Source organism: Pseudonocardia sp. TRM90224, from assembly GCF_021245725.1.
In the GTDB taxonomy this organism is placed as follows: domain Bacteria; phylum Actinomycetota; class Actinomycetes; order Mycobacteriales; family Pseudonocardiaceae; genus Pseudonocardia.
On sequence record NZ_JAJGSX010000003.1, the window covers coordinates 494,457 to 509,953 of the forward strand.

Annotated in this window: 22 protein-coding genes; 13 read left to right on the plus strand and 9 right to left on the minus strand. The window is 71.6% G+C overall.

The genetic code is table 11. From position 1 onward, the window contains the following. Nucleotides 1–19 precede the first annotated feature (19 nt). A complete protein-coding gene (locus LL648_RS06400; protein WP_232661466.1) occupies nucleotides 20–748 on the plus strand; it encodes a DUF899 domain-containing protein in 729 nt (242 codons plus the stop codon). Nucleotides 749–825: 77 nt separating this feature from the next. Here LL648_RS06400 and LL648_RS06405 read toward each other — a convergent pair whose 3' ends face one another. Next, nucleotides 826–2,190, minus strand: coding sequence for a pyridoxal phosphate-dependent decarboxylase family protein (locus LL648_RS06405; RefSeq protein ID WP_232661467.1), 1,365 nt, complete (start codon nucleotides 2,188–2,190; stop codon nucleotides 826–828). Nucleotides 2,191–2,204: 14 nt separating this feature from the next. Beyond that, on the minus strand, nucleotides 2,205–2,606 hold the full coding sequence (locus tag LL648_RS06410) for a nuclear transport factor 2 family protein (protein WP_232661468.1): 402 nt from the start codon (nucleotides 2,604–2,606) through the stop codon (nucleotides 2,205–2,207). A 70-nt stretch (nucleotides 2,607–2,676) separates the two neighbouring features. Here LL648_RS06410 and LL648_RS06415 point away from each other — a divergent pair, with 70 nt between their 5' ends. Next, complete coding sequence (locus tag LL648_RS06415; RefSeq protein ID WP_232661469.1) at nucleotides 2,677–3,147, plus strand: MarR family winged helix-turn-helix transcriptional regulator; 471 nt, start codon at nucleotides 2,677–2,679, stop codon at nucleotides 3,145–3,147. Here the strand turns inward: LL648_RS06415 and LL648_RS06420 are convergent. Further along, nucleotides 3,116–3,580, minus strand: coding sequence for a hypothetical protein (locus tag LL648_RS06420; protein ID WP_232661470.1), 465 nt, complete (start codon nucleotides 3,578–3,580; stop codon nucleotides 3,116–3,118). The two genes, LL648_RS06415 and LL648_RS06420, sit on opposite strands and share 32 nt — an antisense overlap. A 71-nt stretch (nucleotides 3,581–3,651) precedes the next feature. Then, entirely contained in the window at nucleotides 3,652–4,095 is a 444-nt protein-coding gene (locus tag LL648_RS06425) for a MarR family winged helix-turn-helix transcriptional regulator (protein WP_232661471.1), read from the minus strand. 187 nt (nucleotides 4,096–4,282) lie between these two features. On the opposite strand from LL648_RS06425, the gene LL648_RS06430 reads away from it, so the two are divergent. From LL648_RS06430 to LL648_RS06440, 3 genes are read left to right on the plus strand one after another with little or no spacing between them, the layout of a single operon-like run. Then, the gene (locus LL648_RS06430; RefSeq protein WP_232661472.1) at nucleotides 4,283–5,479 is read left to right on the plus strand and encodes a cytochrome P450; all 1,197 of its coding nucleotides are present in this window, start codon (nucleotides 4,283–4,285) and stop codon (nucleotides 5,477–5,479) included. Next, nucleotides 5,476–5,667 carry a (4Fe-4S)-binding protein gene (locus LL648_RS06435; protein WP_308190251.1) on the plus strand — a complete coding sequence of 64 codons (192 nt, stop codon included), beginning with the start codon at nucleotides 5,476–5,478 and terminating at the stop codon, nucleotides 5,665–5,667. Before LL648_RS06430 ends, LL648_RS06435 begins: the two co-directional genes overlap by 4 nt. Nucleotides 5,668–5,693: 26 nt before the next feature. After that, the gene (locus tag LL648_RS06440) at nucleotides 5,694–6,269 is read left to right on the plus strand and encodes a TetR/AcrR family transcriptional regulator (RefSeq protein ID WP_232661474.1); all 576 of its coding nucleotides are present in this window, start codon (nucleotides 5,694–5,696) and stop codon (nucleotides 6,267–6,269) included. A 65-nt stretch (nucleotides 6,270–6,334) separates the two neighbouring features. Here LL648_RS06440 and LL648_RS06445 read toward each other — a convergent pair whose 3' ends face one another. Beyond that, nucleotides 6,335–6,907 (minus strand): helix-turn-helix domain-containing protein, encoded by a 573-nt coding sequence (locus LL648_RS06445; protein WP_232661475.1) that lies wholly within the window; start codon nucleotides 6,905–6,907, stop codon nucleotides 6,335–6,337. Nucleotides 6,908–6,956: 49 nt separating this feature from the next. Here LL648_RS06445 and LL648_RS06450 point away from each other — a divergent pair, with 49 nt between their 5' ends. The 3 genes from LL648_RS06450 to LL648_RS06460 all read left to right on the plus strand — a co-directional run bounded on the left by LL648_RS06450 (nucleotide 6,957) and on the right by LL648_RS06460 (nucleotide 9,257). Further along, entirely contained in the window at nucleotides 6,957–7,511 is a 555-nt protein-coding gene (locus tag LL648_RS06450; RefSeq protein ID WP_232661476.1) for a GNAT family N-acetyltransferase, read from the plus strand. Next, complete coding sequence (locus LL648_RS06455) at nucleotides 7,478–8,422, plus strand: sigma-70 family RNA polymerase sigma factor (RefSeq protein ID WP_232661477.1); 945 nt, start codon at nucleotides 7,478–7,480, stop codon at nucleotides 8,420–8,422. Before LL648_RS06450 ends, LL648_RS06455 begins: the two co-directional genes overlap by 34 nt. Before the next feature lie 70 nt (nucleotides 8,423–8,492). Next, nucleotides 8,493–9,257 carry an alpha/beta fold hydrolase gene (locus tag LL648_RS06460; protein WP_232661478.1) on the plus strand — a complete coding sequence of 255 codons (765 nt, stop codon included), beginning with the start codon at nucleotides 8,493–8,495 and terminating at the stop codon, nucleotides 9,255–9,257. A 6-nt stretch (nucleotides 9,258–9,263) separates the two neighbouring features. Here LL648_RS06460 and LL648_RS06465 read toward each other — a convergent pair whose 3' ends face one another. Genes LL648_RS06465 through LL648_RS06475 form a run of 3 tightly spaced genes read right to left on the minus strand, consistent with a single transcriptional unit; the run spans nucleotide 9,264 to nucleotide 10,680 of the window. Then, nucleotides 9,264–9,659: an SRPBCC family protein gene (locus LL648_RS06465; RefSeq protein ID WP_232661479.1), complete on the minus strand. Its 396-nt coding sequence runs from the start codon at nucleotides 9,657–9,659 to the stop codon at nucleotides 9,264–9,266. Next, nucleotides 9,656–9,973: an ArsR/SmtB family transcription factor gene (locus LL648_RS06470; RefSeq protein ID WP_232661480.1), complete on the minus strand. Its 318-nt coding sequence runs from the start codon at nucleotides 9,971–9,973 to the stop codon at nucleotides 9,656–9,658. Before LL648_RS06470 ends, LL648_RS06465 begins: the two co-directional genes overlap by 4 nt. 32 nt (nucleotides 9,974–10,005) lie before the next feature. Continuing rightward, a complete protein-coding gene (locus LL648_RS06475; protein WP_232661481.1) occupies nucleotides 10,006–10,680 on the minus strand; it encodes a nuclease-related domain-containing protein in 675 nt (224 codons plus the stop codon). Nucleotides 10,681–10,779: 99 nt separating this feature from the next. Here LL648_RS06475 and LL648_RS06480 point away from each other — a divergent pair, with 99 nt between their 5' ends. Further along, the gene (locus LL648_RS06480; RefSeq protein ID WP_232661482.1) at nucleotides 10,780–11,340 is read left to right on the plus strand and encodes a dihydrofolate reductase family protein; all 561 of its coding nucleotides are present in this window, start codon (nucleotides 10,780–10,782) and stop codon (nucleotides 11,338–11,340) included. Here LL648_RS06480 and LL648_RS06485 read toward each other — a convergent pair. Beyond that, on the minus strand, nucleotides 11,276–12,463 hold the full coding sequence (locus LL648_RS06485; protein WP_232661483.1) for an MFS transporter: 1,188 nt from the start codon (nucleotides 12,461–12,463) through the stop codon (nucleotides 11,276–11,278). The two genes, LL648_RS06480 and LL648_RS06485, sit on opposite strands and share 65 nt — an antisense overlap. Nucleotides 12,464–12,552: 89 nt before the next feature. Here LL648_RS06485 and LL648_RS06490 point away from each other — a divergent pair, with 89 nt between their 5' ends. From LL648_RS06490 to LL648_RS06505, 4 genes are read left to right on the plus strand one after another with little or no spacing between them, the layout of a single operon-like run. Next, nucleotides 12,553–13,050: an Lrp/AsnC family transcriptional regulator gene (locus LL648_RS06490; RefSeq protein ID WP_232661484.1), complete on the plus strand. Its 498-nt coding sequence runs from the start codon at nucleotides 12,553–12,555 to the stop codon at nucleotides 13,048–13,050. A 15-nt stretch (nucleotides 13,051–13,065) separates the two neighbouring features. Next, a complete protein-coding gene (locus LL648_RS06495; protein WP_232661485.1) occupies nucleotides 13,066–14,037 on the plus strand; it encodes a pyridoxal-phosphate dependent enzyme in 972 nt (323 codons plus the stop codon). 38 nt (nucleotides 14,038–14,075) lie between these two features. Beyond that, nucleotides 14,076–14,654, plus strand: coding sequence for a TetR/AcrR family transcriptional regulator (locus LL648_RS06500; protein WP_232661486.1), 579 nt, complete (start codon nucleotides 14,076–14,078; stop codon nucleotides 14,652–14,654). Further along, nucleotides 14,654–15,487 (plus strand): MBL fold metallo-hydrolase, encoded by an 834-nt coding sequence (locus LL648_RS06505; RefSeq protein WP_232661487.1) that lies wholly within the window; start codon nucleotides 14,654–14,656, stop codon nucleotides 15,485–15,487. The genes LL648_RS06500 and LL648_RS06505 overlap by 1 nt, the downstream gene beginning before the upstream one ends. Nucleotides 15,488–15,497 lie beyond the last annotated feature (10 nt).

The following is a 15,497-nucleotide window of genomic DNA, read 5'->3' on the forward strand; positions in this document are numbered from 1 at the left end:
CCGACCACTGGAGGACGAGATGAACGCACGGACCGTCGTATCGCGGCAGGAGTGGGACGCCGCCCGCGAGGAGCTGCTGACCAGGGAGAAGGCGGTGACGAAGGCGCGCGACGAGGTCAACGCGCTGCGTCGCGGGCTGCCGATGGTCGAGATCGGCAAGGACTACGTGTTCGACACGCCGGACGGCCCCCGCTCGCTCGGGGACCTGTTCGACGGGCGCGGCCAACTGATCATCTACCACTTCATGTTCGACACGGCCCGGCCGGCACCGACGCAGCCCGCACCTGCCGAAGGGTGCGTCAGCTGCTCGCACGTCGCCGACAGCATCGGCCACCTCGCCCACATCAACGCCCGCGACACGACGCTGGTCATGGTCTCGCGCGCGCCGCTCGACGCGATCGAGGAGTTCAAGGCGCGGATGGGCTGGACGGTGCCGTGGGTGTCGTCGGCCGGCAGCGACTTCAACCACGACTTCACCGCGACCGTCGAGACCGAGCAGTACGCAGGCGAGATCCCCGGCGTCAGCGTCCTCGTCCGGGAGGGCGACCGGATCCTGCTCTCCTACTGGACGTCGGGCCGCGGACTCGACCACCTGCTCTCGACGTACGCCTGGCTGGACCTCACCCCCGGCGGGCGCCAGGAGGGCTGGGACGGGATGCCCGACCTCGACGGCAAGGCTCTGACCTGGCTGCGCCACCACGACCGCTACACCGAAGCCGCCGCCTCGGCCTGCTGCGGGGCCAGCTGACGAACTTCCCCACCGTTTTGCCAACCTGCACACCCAAAAGGGCGTGCAAATAGGCAAAACGGTGGGGAAGTTTTGGGCTATGTCCGGGCGAGGCGGAGGACGGCCTCGACGGACCGGTCGACGTCGGCCTCCGTCGTCGCCGCGTTGGAGATCGAGATCCGGGCCCAGCGCCGCTCGCGCCAGGTGGTGCCGCCGAACCAGCAGGTGCCCTCGCGCTGTGCCGCCTCGATGACGGCGTCCGTGCCGGCGTCGTCGCGGAACCGGGCGAGCACCTGGTTGAGCACGACGTCGTTGCCGATCTCCACGCCGCCGGCGGCGAGGCCGTCGGCGAACCGGCGGGCCAGCGTGCAGCAGCGCTGCACGACCTCGGCGACCCCGTCGGAGCCCAGCTCGCGCAGCGCCGCCCAGGTGGCGAACCCGCGGGCCCGCCGCGACGAGTCGAGCGTCAGATCGCCCATGCCGGGGCGGGTGCCGCCGGAGCCGACGAGGTACGGCGCCGTGTACGACACCGCCGCGACGTGCGTCGTCGGGTGCGCGCAGATCGCGAACCCGCTGTCGTAGGGCACGTTCAGCCACTTGTGGCCGTCGCACGCCCACGAGTCGGCCAGCTCGCGGCCGTCGACGAGGTGCGAGTGCGCCGGGCTTGACGCCGCCCACAGTCCGAAGGCGCCGTCGACGTGCACCCACGCGTCGTGCTCGCGGGCGATCGGGATCGCGCTGCGGAGGTCGTCGCACGCCCCGGTGTTGACGTTGCCGGACTGCAGGCAGACGATCACCGGCCCCGGCGGCCCTTCGGTAAGGACCCGGCGCAGGTCGGCGACGTCGATCGCGCCGTTCGCGTCGGCAGCCACCTCCTCCAGCGCGGACGTCCCGAGGCCGAGCAGGCGCAGCGAGCGGTCGATCGTCCCGTGCCGTTCGATGCCGGCGACCACCCGAACGCGAGGTGCGCCGTGCAGGCCGTCGCGTTCGACGTCCCAGCCGGCGCGGGCGAGCACGTCGTGCCGTCCGGTCGCGATGCCGACGGTGTTGGCGGCCTGGCCGCCGGTGACGAACCCGACGGTCGAGCCCTCCGGCAGGCCGAGCAGCGTCGTCAACCAGCCTGCGGCCGCCTCCTCCGCGGCTGCGGCCGCAGGGGAGAGCACCGCGTTGAACGCGTTCTGGTCCCAGCCGGTCGCGAGGATGTCCGCGGCCGACGCCGCCGGCAGCGCGCCGCCGGTCACGAACCCGAAGTACCGCGGCCCGGCGGAGGCGACGAGGCCGGGCTCCGCCGCCGCAACCAGCGCTTCGACGACGTCCGCGGCCGGTGTCGGGGTGCTGGGCAGCGGGCCGCCGAAGGCCGCGCGGACCGCGTCGTCGCCGGCCGCGGCCTGCACCCGACGTTCCGGCAGCTCCGCCCGGTAGGCGGCGGCGACGGCGGCGGCTCGTGCGAAGAGATCGTCCACGGTGCGACGGTAGATCAGGCTCGTTCCCGTGCGGGTGACACGCACCGCTCCGCGATCCGCCAACCGTCGGCGCAGCGGACCACCCGGTCCCGGTACGTGACGGAGCCGGCGGTGCCGTCGGCGCGCACGCCGATGCCCTTGGAGGCCACCGTGACGGTGCCATCGGGCAGCTCGGTGACCAGGATGTTCGTGACGTGGTGGCCCACGGGGTTCATCGGGTGGTCGGCGAAGGCCTCGGTGGCGGCGCGGAACTCCGCGATGCTCCGCAGGGGCCGTTGGCCGAGCGCGCTGACGTCGTAGACGGCGTCGGGGGTGAAGAGCTCGTCGAGACGGCCGAGGTCGCCGGAGTCGACGAGGTGTCCGTGCATGGCGAGGAGGTGGTGGATGGCGAGGGTGTCATCGGCGGTGAGGGGCACACGCCGAAGCTACGAAGTTGACAGCATGCTGTCAATATTGCCCTGATGGTGCGAATGGCACCCTCACGCCATGGCGGAGGAACCGGACCAGGTGCCGACGGCGGCCGAACTGCTCGACTTCATGCGGGTCGTCGCAGGCCTCAACCGCTCGCTGCTCGCCGTCGGGGAGGAGATCGCCGCCGCGGCGGACCTCAGCCATGCCCGCAGCGTCTGCCTGCAGGAGATCGCCGACGAGCCGCGCACCGTCGCCTCCATCGCGGCGCGGCTCGACACCGCTCGCCAGTCCGTGCAGCGGGTCGCCGACCTGCTGGTCGCCGGCGGGATGGCCCGGTATGCGGAGAATCCGCGCCATCGTCGGGCGAAGCTGTTGACGGTGACGCCGGCCGGCCGGGCGGCACTCGACCGGATGAGCGAGGCCCATCACCGCTGGGTGCTCGCAGCCGCCGACAACCTCGCCACCGCCGACGTGGGCGATCTGTCCGGCCGGCTGCGGGCCGTCCAGGAGGCAGTCAGTGGTACGCGCCCGGCCGCACGATCATGAGGACGACCACGGCGGCCCAGAGCAGGTTGTAGATCCCGCTGAGCATGCCGAGCATGCGCAGGCGCCTGCCGTCGTCGGGTTCGGTGAGCGCCAGCCGCTGCCGCGGGAGGATCAGCAGCGCCAGTACGAGGCCGGCGGCGAGCGTCAGCACCATCGAGATGTTGATCCAGATCTCGCCCATCCGGCCCTGGACGACCGCCAGCACGATCCCGATCACCGGGACGGCGATGCCGATCAACCCGTACACCCGGGTGATCCGGTGCAGCATCACGGCGACGGCAGGGTTGCGTTCCGTCGGGGCCTCGGCGGGGCCGCCGGCCGCAACGGCGACGGCCACGGGCGCGTAGCGGGGGAACAGGCTCGTGGCGACGGCCGAGCCGCCGACGAACACGATCCCGGCGAGCACGTGCAACGACAGCAGTAGGCCTTCCACGGCGACTCCTCGCTCCGCAACCTTCAGATGATCTGAAGGTAGCAGAGCTTCAGGTGACCTGAAGGAGGGGATCAGTCGTTCGGCGGGAAGAGCCCGCGCACGGTGTCGCCGATCTGCTGCTGGATCGGGTCCGCCTCGGGCCCGAAGAGCTGCGCGTCGACCCGCGCCACCGCGGACATCGCGGCCCGGAGCAGGCGGGCACCCTCGTCCGTCATCTCGATCGTCGACGCCGAGCCGGCGCGGGCGGTGCTGTCGCGGACCAGTCCGGCGGCAGCGAGCGCGTTCACCGCGGTGTGCACGCTCTGCACGGTGATGCCCGACATCCGGGCGAGGTCGCTGAACGACACCCCCGGCACGCCGTGGATGTGGCCGAGCAGGCCGAGCCGGCTGATCGTCAGCCCGAGCGGAGCGAGCTCCGACGAGAGCGCGTTCTCGATCCTCCGGGCCAGCGTCAGCAGCACGATGGACGTGCTGCTGGCCCCGGCGGGCCCGGGACGCTCGTTGTCGGAAGCCACCGCGCCAGTCTCCCGCACCAGGACGGACGTCCGACTTCCCCATCGTTCTGGGTGGATGCGCGCCTGCGGAGCGCGCATCCACCCAAAACGGTGGGGAGATTCGTGGGCCCTGGGGAACTATGCGATAGGCGACTATCGTTTGTCCCGTGAGCGCGCCATCGCGGCGCGTGATCATCGGGGAGGATCAGTGACCGAGACGCGAGAGCTTCCGCTGAGCATGCAACGGGAGGGCTTCGACCCGGCGCCCGCGCTTGCCGCCATCCGGGAGAACGAGGGCATCACCAAGGTCTCCACCGGGTTCGGGATCGACGCCTGGCTGATCACGCGCTACGCCGACGTGCGGGCCGTGCTCAGCGACCCGGCGACGTTCAGCAACTCCCGCGTCTCGGAGCTGCCGCTGCCCGGCGTCGACAAGATCAAGCGCAAGGAGCTCGCCGAGCGCCAGGCCGGCAACCTGCTCGCGCTCGACCCGCCCGCGCACGGCCGGCTGCGCCGCCTGCTGACCCCGGAGTTCACCCTGCGCCGCATCCGCCGGCTGGAGCCGCGGATCGTCGAGATCGTCGACGAGCACCTCGACGCGATGGAGCGCAAGGGACCGCCCGCCGACCTGGTCGCCGACTTCGCGCTGCCGATCCCGTCGCTGGTGATCTGCGAGCTGCTCGGCGTCCCGTACTCCGACCGGGCCGGGTTCCAGGAGCGCAGCAACCGCCAGCTCGACCTCTCGGTGCCGCTCGACGAGCGGCTCGCGCTGCAGGAGGAGTCGCGCGACTACATGGCGACGCTCGTCGAGCGGGCGAAGGCCGATCCCGGCGAGGACATGCTCGGCATGCTGGTGCGCGAGCACGGCGACGACCTCACCTCGGTCGAGCTGATCGGCATCGCCGGACTGCTGCTCATCGCGGGCCACGAGACGACGTCGAACATGCTCGGCCTCGGCACGCTCGCACTGCTGCAGCACCCCGACCAGCTCGCGATCGTCCGCGACCAGCCGGAGCGCGTCGACGCCGCGGTGGAGGAGCTGCTGCGCTGGCTGAGCATCGTGCACTCGGGAACTGGCAAGATCGCCACGAGGGACGTCGAGGTGGCCGGGCAGCTGATCAAGGAGGGCGAGTTCGTGATGTGCGCGTTGCCGACCGCGAACCGCGATCCCCAGCTGCGCTCCGAGCCGGACGAGCTCGACGTCACCCGCGGCGAGATCGGGCATCTCGCGTTCGGCCACGGCATCCACCACTGCCTCGGGGCGCCGCTGGCGCGCATGGAGCTGCGCACGGCGCTCCCGGCGTTGCTGAAGCGGTTCCCCGATCTGCGAGCCGTGTCGAGCACGCCCGACTTCCGCTCGTTCCACGTGATCTACGGACTGACATCCATGGAGGTGGCTTGGTGAGCAAGCTGGCGGTCAACAAGGACTTCTGCATCGGCGCGGGGCTGTGCGTGCTGACCGACGCCGACGTCTTCGACCAGGACGACGACGGCATCGTCACGTTGCTCGTCGACGACCCGGGCGACGGGCCCTCGATCAAGGAGGCAGTGGCGAACTGCCCGTCGGGTGCGTTGTCGCTCGTCGACGAGTAACCCGCCTTTCCTGTTAGCGTGCGCCGGTGCGAGCGACACCGCGTAGGGCGGACGCCCGGCGCAACATCGCGCGCGTCCTCGACGCCGCACTGTCCGCGTTCGAGGAGGCCGGGCCGGACGTTCCGCTCGACGAGATCGCGCGCCGGGCCGGCGTCGGGATCGCGACGCTCTACCGGCTCTTCGGCGGCCGCGGCGCGCTGGTCAGGGCCGTCTTCGGGCAGCTGTTCGAGAAGCAGGTCGAACCGCTGGTCGCGACGGCGCGCGCGGCCGCGGACCCCGTCGACGGCCTGGTGGAGGCGCTGACGGCCACCGTCGAGGTGCTGATGGCCCACCAGCAGCTGCTCGCCGCGCTGCGGGAGGCGGGTGGTGTCTCGTTCGACGTCGCCGAGCGCTACCTGCTCCCGCTCGCTGAGGTGCTCACCGCGGCGCAGCGCGAAGGTCTGCTGCGCCGCGACCTGGAGATGCGCGACCTCGCGGCCGTCGTCGTGATGGTGCTGGCCACCGTGCACCTCCCGATCGGCCACACCCCCCACCGCCGCTACATAGCACTCCTGATAGCGGGGATGCGCACGAAAGAAGGCACCCTCCCGCCCCTGGACTAAGCGTCGACAACGACGTTTTGGCTGTTGTGAGCGCTAACAAATCGCCAGAACGTCGTTGTCGACGGTCAACGCCGGCCCGGTTTGCGGCTGCGCATGTTCAGCGCGGCCACGTGGTAGCTGCATTCGACGCCGGCGTTGTTGGCGAAGCCGTGCGGCACGTCCGCGGCGAAGTAGAGGGAGTCGCCGGCGGTCAGGACGAGCTGCTCGGCGCCGATCGTCATGGTCAGCTCGCCCGCCTCGACGGCGATGAACTCGTGCGAGCCGGGCGCGTAGGCGGGGAAGGTCCCGGCGTCGCAGCCCGGCGGCAGCGTGGAGCGGATCCACTCGAAGTTCACGCCGGGGACGACCGGCGTGAGGATGATCCGCCGCCAGCCGCCCGGCTCGTCGGCGATGTCCTGGTCGGCGGCCCTGCGCAGCACGACACCGCGGTCGAGCTGGCCGGTGAGCAGGTCGGTCAGGCGCGTGCCGAGCCCGCCCGCGATCCGGTCGAGCACAACGATCGTCGCCGCCTTCTCCCCTCGCTCGACGGACGACAGCATGCTCACGCTCACATCGCACCGCTCGGCGAGCCCGTTGAGCGTCAGCCCGCGTTCGAGACGCAGGTCACGGACACGTTCTCCGAGCACTTCGAGGTCCACGTGCGCTATAGTAGCGACTGATTCTGCTATAGCGGAAAGGGTCTCTGCTATGTCGACCGCAGTCGCAACCGTCCGGCAGGCGTGGCCGGAGGACATGAACGCCGTCTGCGAGATCTACCGCCACTACGTCGACACCACCACCGCGACGTTCGAGATCGACGCGCCGGACGTCCGGGAATGGTCGACGCGGTTCTGGCGGATCGCCGAGACGGGGCTGCCGTTCCTCGTCGCCGAGATCGACGGCCGGGTGGCCGGGTACGCGTTCTGCAAACCCTGGAACGCGCGGGCCGCGTACCGCTGGACGGTCGAGGACTCCGTATACGTCGCGCCGTGGGCGACGGGCCGCGGGGTGGGTGGCGCGCTGCTCGACTCGCTGCTCGCGATGTGCGCCGCGGCGGGGGTGCGCGAGGTGATCGCGGTGGTCGTCGACACCGGCGACCCGCGCTCGCTCGCGCTGCACCAGCGCCACGGCTTCACCGAGACCGGCAGGCTGGCCGACGTCGGGTTCAAGAAGGACACCTGGCTCGACACCGTTCTGCTCCAGCGCAGTCTGCGGGTAGCTTCGGCCGGGTGCGCGACCTCGAGCAGTTCCGCACCGAGCTGACGGGCTACAGCTACCGCATGCTCGGCTCCGCCTTCGAGGCGGAGGACGCCGTGCAGGAGGCGATGGTCCGCGCCTGGCGCAACATCGACACGTACGACGAGGAGCGCGCACCGCTGCGGGCGTGGATCTACCGGATCACCACGAACGTCTGCATCGACATGCTGCGCAGCGCGCAGCGCCGCGCACGGGCGATGGACCTCGGTCCGGCGACGGCGCTGGGTGCCGGCCTCGGGGCGCCGCTGCCGGAGAACCGCTGGCTGCGGCCCGTGCCCGACGCGATGGTGCTGCCCTTCGACGGCGACCCGGCCGACATCGCCGCGCAGCGCGAGACGATCCGGCTCGCGTTCGTGGCCGCGCTGCAGCACCTGCCGCCGCGCCAGCGCGCGGCGCTGATCCTCTGCGACGTCCTGTGCTGGTCGGCGGTCGAGGCCGCGGCAATGCTGGACACGACGGCCGCCGGCATCTCCAGTGCGTTGCAGCGGGCCCGCGCCACGCTCGCGACCCGCGACATCAGGGCGGGCGAGCCCTACGCGCCGATGGACGGGGTGCAGCAGGAATTCCTCGCGCGGTACGTGAAGGCGTTCGAGAGCCATGACGTCGCGACCCTCGTGGAGCTGCTGCACGAGGACGTCGTGACGTCGATGCCGCCGTTCCGGTGGTGGTTGCGGGGTCGCGAGACGGTGCGGGCCGTCCTCACGTTCGGCGACGCCTGCAAGGACGACCGGCTGGTCCCGACGGTCGCCAACGGCTCGCCGGCCTTCGGTCAGTACCGCCCCGACGAAGACGGCCGGCTCGTGCCGTTCGCGCTGCTCGTGCTGGAGATCCGCGACGGCGCGATCGTCGAGGAGTTCACCGACCTCGACGGCGCGCGGCTGTTCCCGCTGTTCGGGTTGCCGTCGGAGATCGCCTGACCGGGACCGATGAGATCCGGGTCGTGGCCCCGTAGTAGGTGCGAACGGGCTACGACAAGGAGATCAGCAAATGGCCGACATCAACCTCGACGGCATCCAGACCTGGTACGACGAGCGTGGCGCCGGCGATCCGCTCGTGCTGCTGCACGGCGGATTCTCGAACGCGACGGACTTCGCCGGCAGCCTCGACACCCTCGCCGACCGCTTCCGGCTGCTCATGCCCGAGCGGCGCGGCCACGGGCACACGCCCGACGTCGACGGTCCGATCACGCTGCAGGTGATGGCGCAGGACACGATCGCGTTCCTGGAGAAGGTGGCGGGCGGCCCGGCCCGGCTGGCCGGGTACAGCTCGGGCGCCGGCGTTGCTCTCTACGTGGCCGTGCAGCGCCCCGACCTGGTCGAACGGCTCGTGCTGATCAGCGGCGCGGCCGACCTGGACGGGCTGATCGTGCGCCCCGGCCTCGGCGGCGAGTTCCCGGATGTCGTCGTCGACGCCTACGCGGCGATCTCCCCGGACGGCCGCGAGCACTTCCCGGTGGTGGTGGAGAAGGTCGTGCGCGGCATGGAGGGGCAGCAGGCGCTGACGGCCGACGAGCTCGCGCGCGTCACCTGCCGCACGCTCGTGATGGCGGGCGACGACGACATCGTCACGCTCGAACACACGCTGGAGCTCTACCGCGGCCTCCCCGACGCCGAGCTCGCCGTCGTTCCGCGGGCGACGCACCTGCTGATGTTCGAGAAGCCGGCGCTCTGCGCCGGGATCGTCGCCGACTTCCTGACCGGCGACAGCGCCCCGACGTTCATGCCGATCCGCCGGGGTGCCGCCGTCGGGTAGCTCAACTCAGCTGACGAGCGCAGCGAGGCGCGGGATCACGCCCTCGCGCCAGCCAGGGCCCATGCGCTCGAAGGCATCGCGGCCGCGCTTGTCGTCGAGGTCGAAGCCGGAGTGTTCGAGCAGCAGCCGGGTGCCGTTGCCTTCGGCGACCAGCCGCCACCGCAGCGTCCAGTCGCCATTGAAGGTGTAGACGAACAGCTGCTCGGGTTCGACCTCGACGACTTCGCACGGTATGGACCCCCAACCGGGCATCTCGAGGTGGAACCGGTGCCCGACCACCGGGGCGATGTCGCCCGGCGCCCACCAGCGGGCGTGCATCTCGGGATCGGTGATGCCGTGCCACACCTTGGCCGGCGGTGCGGCGATGAACTGGTCGACGGTGATGGTGGCGGTCTCGCTCATGGTGATTCCTCTTCTTCCAGGATGTCGGCGAGGGTGCGCAGGCGCTCGCGCCAGATCCGTTCGAACGGATGCAGCCAGTCGCTGACCTGCACGAGTCGCTCGACGCTGAGGTGGTAGTGCCGCTGGCGGCCGACGGGTTCGTCGGCGACGAGGTTCGCCCGCCGCAGCACCTGGAGGTGTTCGGCGACGGCCGGCCGGCTCAGGTCGAACTGGCCGGCGAGGTCACCCGCCGTGCGCGGGCCCTCGGCGAGGATCTCCAGCAGTCGCCTGCGGACCGGGTTGGCGAGCGCGAGGAACACGTCGTCGTCGGACACCTCGCAAGATTACGTCGGAGATCTCCGACATGTCAAGAATTTCCGACGCTTTCGAGCTGCCACGTGGTCGAGCGCCGGGCCACCTCGAAGATCGCGTCGGTGGCTGCGGAATCGATCCGCGCCGGCAAGGTGCGCAGCGCGTGGACCAGCCGTGTCGTGGTGGTGACGGTGACCCCGGCCGGCCACCGCACGACGTGCAGCAGCCCACCGAGCACGGCGATCACCGGCCGGACGTCGAGCGCGGCGGCGAGCTGGTGGCGGCCGGCCCGGCGCAGCGCGGCCCCGAGCAGCGCGCTCGTCACCGCCGCTTCCTCCCGTGACCGTGCGACGTACTCGGTCGTGATGTCGTCGATCCTGATCGCGTCGCCGTCGACGACGAGCCGACCCTCGCGGTGGTGCTTGGTGTTGATCGTGACCACCCCCGGCGGCCCGATCAGGAGGTGGTCGATGTCGCGTGGCCGCTCGCCGACCGGGATGGAGTGCAGCACCCGCCAGCTCGGCGTGCGGCGCCGCAGCGACGACGGCCCGGTGAGCTCGGTGAGCAGCGCGGCGACCGCCAGCTCGCCGTCGGCACCGACCCTCCACGAGCGGTCGGCACCTTCGCCCTCCTCACGCCGCCGCCGCGCCGCCTCGTGCAGGATCGTGATGCCCGGAGCGTTGGCGGCGAGGTCGCTCCAGCCGGCCGTCGCGGACGCGTGGCTGCTCATGTCGGAGAGTGTGCGGTCGACCACCGACAGAATCGGACCGATGAGTTCACCGCCCGGGTCGGGTCTGCCCCCTGGAGAAGCGTCAATCGGGGAGGAAGCATGGGGCGTCACCTCATCGTCCAGGAGCTCGTGAGCGCCGACGGGTTCGTCGCGGAGCCCGGCGGCGGGCTGGAGTTCTTCGCCGCCGTGCCGGACTTCGGCGACATCGATCGGGAGAGCGTCGAGGATCTGCGTGCCGTCGACACCGTGCTGCTCGGCGCGACGACCTACCGGTTGTTCGTGGACGTCTGGCCGACCTCGGAGGAGATCGTCGCCGAGGCCGTGAACACCACGGCCAAGTTCGTCTACTCCGCGTCCCTGCAGGCTGCCCCGTGGGGGACGTGGAAGCCGGCCACCGTGGTGCCGGGCGACGCCGTCGAGCACGTCCGCGCGCTCAAGCAGGAGCCCGGCGGGACGATCATGGTGTGGGGCAGCATCTCGATCGCCCGCGCGCTGTTCGCGGCGGGGCTCGTGGACGAGCTGCAGCTGCGGGTGCTGCCCGTGGTCATCGGGGCGGGTCGCACGCTGTTCAGCGCCGGGACCGGGCGCAAGGTGCTCACGCTGCTGGAGTCGAAGCAGTACTCCTCCGGCGTAGCTGTGCTGCGTTATGGAGCCGCGTGACGGCGAGCGGCAGCAGCAGCACGGCGACAGCCGCACCGGCCACGGCGAGCGTCGGGTAGCCGGAGCTGCTGACCAGCGGACCGGCCACCGCCCCGCCGCCCGCGGCCGCAACGCCCATCCCGACCTCGCCCCAGCCCTCGCGCCGCGACCGCTCGGTGGCCGGCGCGCCGTCCGTGACCATCGTGCTGCCGGCCAGCAACGCGATGTTCCAGCCGACGCCGAGCAGCACCATCGAGAACGTGAACAGCACCATCGACTCCCCGCCTGCTGCCGCAAGCAGCCCGGCGGCGATGAGCGTGCCCGCGGCGACGGCCGTCGCGCGACCGGCGCCGATCCGCTCGACAAGCCGCCCGGAGAGCGGCGACGGCGCGAACATGCCGGCGATGTGCAGGCTGACGACCAGTCCGATCATGCCGAGGTCGACGCCGAGGTGGTGCAGGTGGACCGGTGCCAACGTCATGACGCCGACCATCACGAGGTTCGCGATCGCGAGCGTGCCGATCCCGAGTACCGTCGCCCGGTCGGGCCGGGCGGCGGGTGCACGCGTCACGGGTAGGGCGACCGCCGGCAGCTGCTTGCGCAAGGCGCCGAGCAGCACCGCCGCCATGACGAAGGCGAGCGCGCCGACCACGTAGGGGCCACCGAGCGGGCCGAGGCCCAGCCGTTCGCCGAGCGCGGCGGAGCCGGCCAGCAGGTTCGGCCCGACGACGGCCCCGAGCGTCGTCGCGACCAGCACCGATGCCATCGCCCGTGACCGCCGCTCGGGCTCGCTCAGCTCGGCCGCCGCGTAGCGTCCGAGCATCACTGCGGTGTTGCCGGCGCCCATCAGGACGCTCCCGGCCAGCACGGCGGTCAGGTTCGACGTGACGGCTCCGGCCAGCGTCACGAGGCTGCCGGCCGCGGCGATGCCCGCGCCTGCCGCGAGCGCGAGGGCCCGCCCGGTTCTCCGGGTCAGCTCGCCGATGCCGATCGCAGCGAGCGCGGCGCCCACGACGAGCAGGGTCTGGGGCAGCCCGGCCGCGGCGTCGGACCCTGCGGCCTGCGCGGCCAGCAGCGCGAGCGCTGCGCCGGTGACGGATTGGGCGAGCCCGCCGAGGACGGTCGCCGACCAGAGAATGTGCATGGGAATACGGTAGAAAGGTGCAGCGACCCGGTGAATGGCCGATGAACGCTGTTCACGCGGTTCGCCTTTACGAAAGGAAGGTCATCGCCGTGGATGCTTATCCTTCGGAAACACTCGATGATGTCGACTGGGCGCTGCTCGCGGAGCTGCAGGCCGACGCGCGGCTCTCGTTCAACGAGCTCGGCAGGCGTGTGCACCTCTCGTCCCCCGCCGTGGCCGAGCGGGTGCGCAGGCTCGAACGCGCCGGCGTGATCGCCGGATATTCGGCGACCGTCGACCCGGCACGGGCCGGCCAGCCGCTGCTCCTGTTCGTCCAGCTGAGGTGCGCGCTCAGCCGCTGCCTGCTGAAGACCACCACGTCCGCCGAGTTCCCCGAGATCGTCGAGGTGCACAAGACGTCGGGTGAGCACTGCACGTTGCTGAAAGCCCGTGCGGCCTCGATGGCGCACCTGGAAGGGTTCATCGAGCGGCTCGGCGAGCACGGCGAGATCCGGACGCACATCGTGCTCTCCACGCAGTACGACGGACGGCCGGTCCAGCGCGCTGCGCCGGACCGGCCGGTCACGCAGTCGTCGGGTTGGAGCTAGGTCTAGGAGGCCATCGTGGTGGAGCTGTCGGAGCTTGCGGCAGAGGTGGCCCGGCGCACGCGCGCGGTTGCGCCTGCGTTGGCGGAGCACGTCGTCCGCACGGCGCTGACGCCCATGCCGGTGGGCTCGGGTGAGCTGCTGATCAAGGAGGAGCACCTGCAGCGCTCCGGTTCGTTCAAGATCCGTGGCGCGACCGCGAAGGTGCTCGCCGTCGATGCCGACGCCCGGTCGCGCGGCCTCATCGCGGCGTCGTCGGGTAACCACGGGCTCGGCATGGCGCACGCGCTGACGTCGATCGGCGGGAAGGGCACGGTCTACGTGCCGGAGGGCGCTTCGGCCGTCAAGGTCGCCGCGATCCGCAGGCTCGGCGTCGAGGTGCAGCACCGCGGGCGGGCGGCCGGCGAGTCGGAGCTGCTGGCCAGGGCGCACGCCGAGGAAGCCGGGCTGGTCTACGTGAGCCCGTACAACGACGTCGACGTGATGGCCGGGCAGGGCACGATCGGCCTGGAGCTGCTGGAGCAGGCGGGTGTCGACGGCCTCGACGCGGTTGTGGTCGCCGTCGGTGGCGGCGGGCTGATCTCCGGCATCGCCGCGACGATCAAGGCTGCGGCCCCGCACGTGCGGATCATCGGTGCAATGCCGGCGAACGACGCGGCGATGGCTGCGAGCGTCGCGGCGGGGCAGGTTGTCGACGTCGATGCCCGGCCCACGCTGAGCGACGCCACCGCTGGGGCCGTCGAGCCGGGCGCGTTGACGCTCCCGCTCTGCGTCGAGCTCGTCGACGAGTGGGTGCTGGTCGAGGAGGCCGAGATCGGCGCGGCGCTGCGCCTGTTCATCGACACCCAGCACCAGCTGGTGGAAGGCGCGGCCGCGGTGGCGATCGCCGCGGCGCTGCGGGACGTCCCGACCGACGGGCGGCGGGTCGCCGTCGTGAGCTGCGGGGCGAACATCTCCGCGGAGACGTTGCGGGTCGCGTTGACGAAATAACTAGACCGGTCGTCATAGTTTCGAGTACGGTCCTTGGCATGGCAGCACGGACCGACAGCAGGCAACGCATGCTCGACTCCGCGCGGGAGCTCTTCCAGGCGCAGGGCTACCACGCAACCGGCCTCAACCAGATCGTCGCGGCCGGCAAGGCCCCGAAGGGGTCGCTCTACTTCCACTTCCCCGGCGGCAAGGAGCAGCTGGCCGCCGAGGCCATGCAGCAGGCGGCCGAGACGGTCCGCGCGCGGCTCGAGGAGATCGCCGCGGCGGCGCCCGATGCGGCGACGGCGATCGGCGCGGCCGTAGACCTGCTCGGCACCGCGCTCGTCGAGAGCGACTTCCGCGGCGGGTGCCCGCTGGCCGCCGTCGCGCAGGACGCGGGGCCGGAAGCGCCGCTGATCGCGGCGGCGTGCAGCGCGGGCTACGCGTCGTGGCGGGCCTCGATAGCCGGCTTGCTGGAGCGCCACGGCGCCTCGGCGGAACGGGCCGAGGGGCTCGCCATGGTGGTGCTCTCGCTGATCGAGGGCGCGTTGCTGCTCGCCAAGACCGACCGGGACATCGCGCCCGTCCGCGCTGCCCGCGCCCACCTCATGACGTTGCTCTCGGAAGGAAACGGCTGATGCGTGTCCACCACATCAACTGCGGCACCATGCACCCGGCAGGCGGGAAGCTGTTCGACGGGCAACCGGGGATCATGCGCCGCGCCACGATGGTCTGTCACTGCCTCCTGCTGGAGACCGAGGCCGGGCTGGTGCTCGTCGAGACCGGGGTCGGCGCGCAGGCCACCACCCGACCCGAGTGGCTCGGCGAGCGTTTCCGGCGGTACGTCAAGCCCGTGATGGCGCCCGACGAGACCGCGCTGCACCACGTCGAACGGCTCGGCTTCGCCGCGGCGGACGTCCGGCACATCCTGGTGACACACCTCGACCTCGACCATGCCGGCGGGCTCGCCGACTTCCCGCACGCCACCGTGCACGTCGCCGCGACCGAGCTCGACGCGCTGCGGTCGCCGCGCGACAAGCAGGAGCGGCGCCGCTACCGGGACGTGCAGTTCGCGCACGGGCCGCGCTGGGCGCCGCACGACGCCGACGGCGAGCCGTGGTTCGGTTTCACCGCTGCCCGCCAGCTCGACGGGCTGCCACCGGAGATCCTGATGATCCCGCTGGCCGGGCACACCCGCGGCCACTCCGGGGTGGCCGTCGACACTGGCAACGGTTGGCTGCTGAACGCGGGCGACGGCTACTTCCACCCCGGGATCCTGACGTCGACACCGCACCAGCCCGCCGGGAGCGCGCTCTTCGAGTCGATCATGCAGGCGGAGCGGCAGGCCAGGTTGGACAACCAGGCCCGGTTGCGTGCGCTCGTCGCGGAGCACGGGTCCGAGGTGACGATCTTCTCGGCGCACAACGCCGCGGAGTTCGAGCAGCTCGCCACCCGCGCGCACGCCACCTGACGTCGACAAC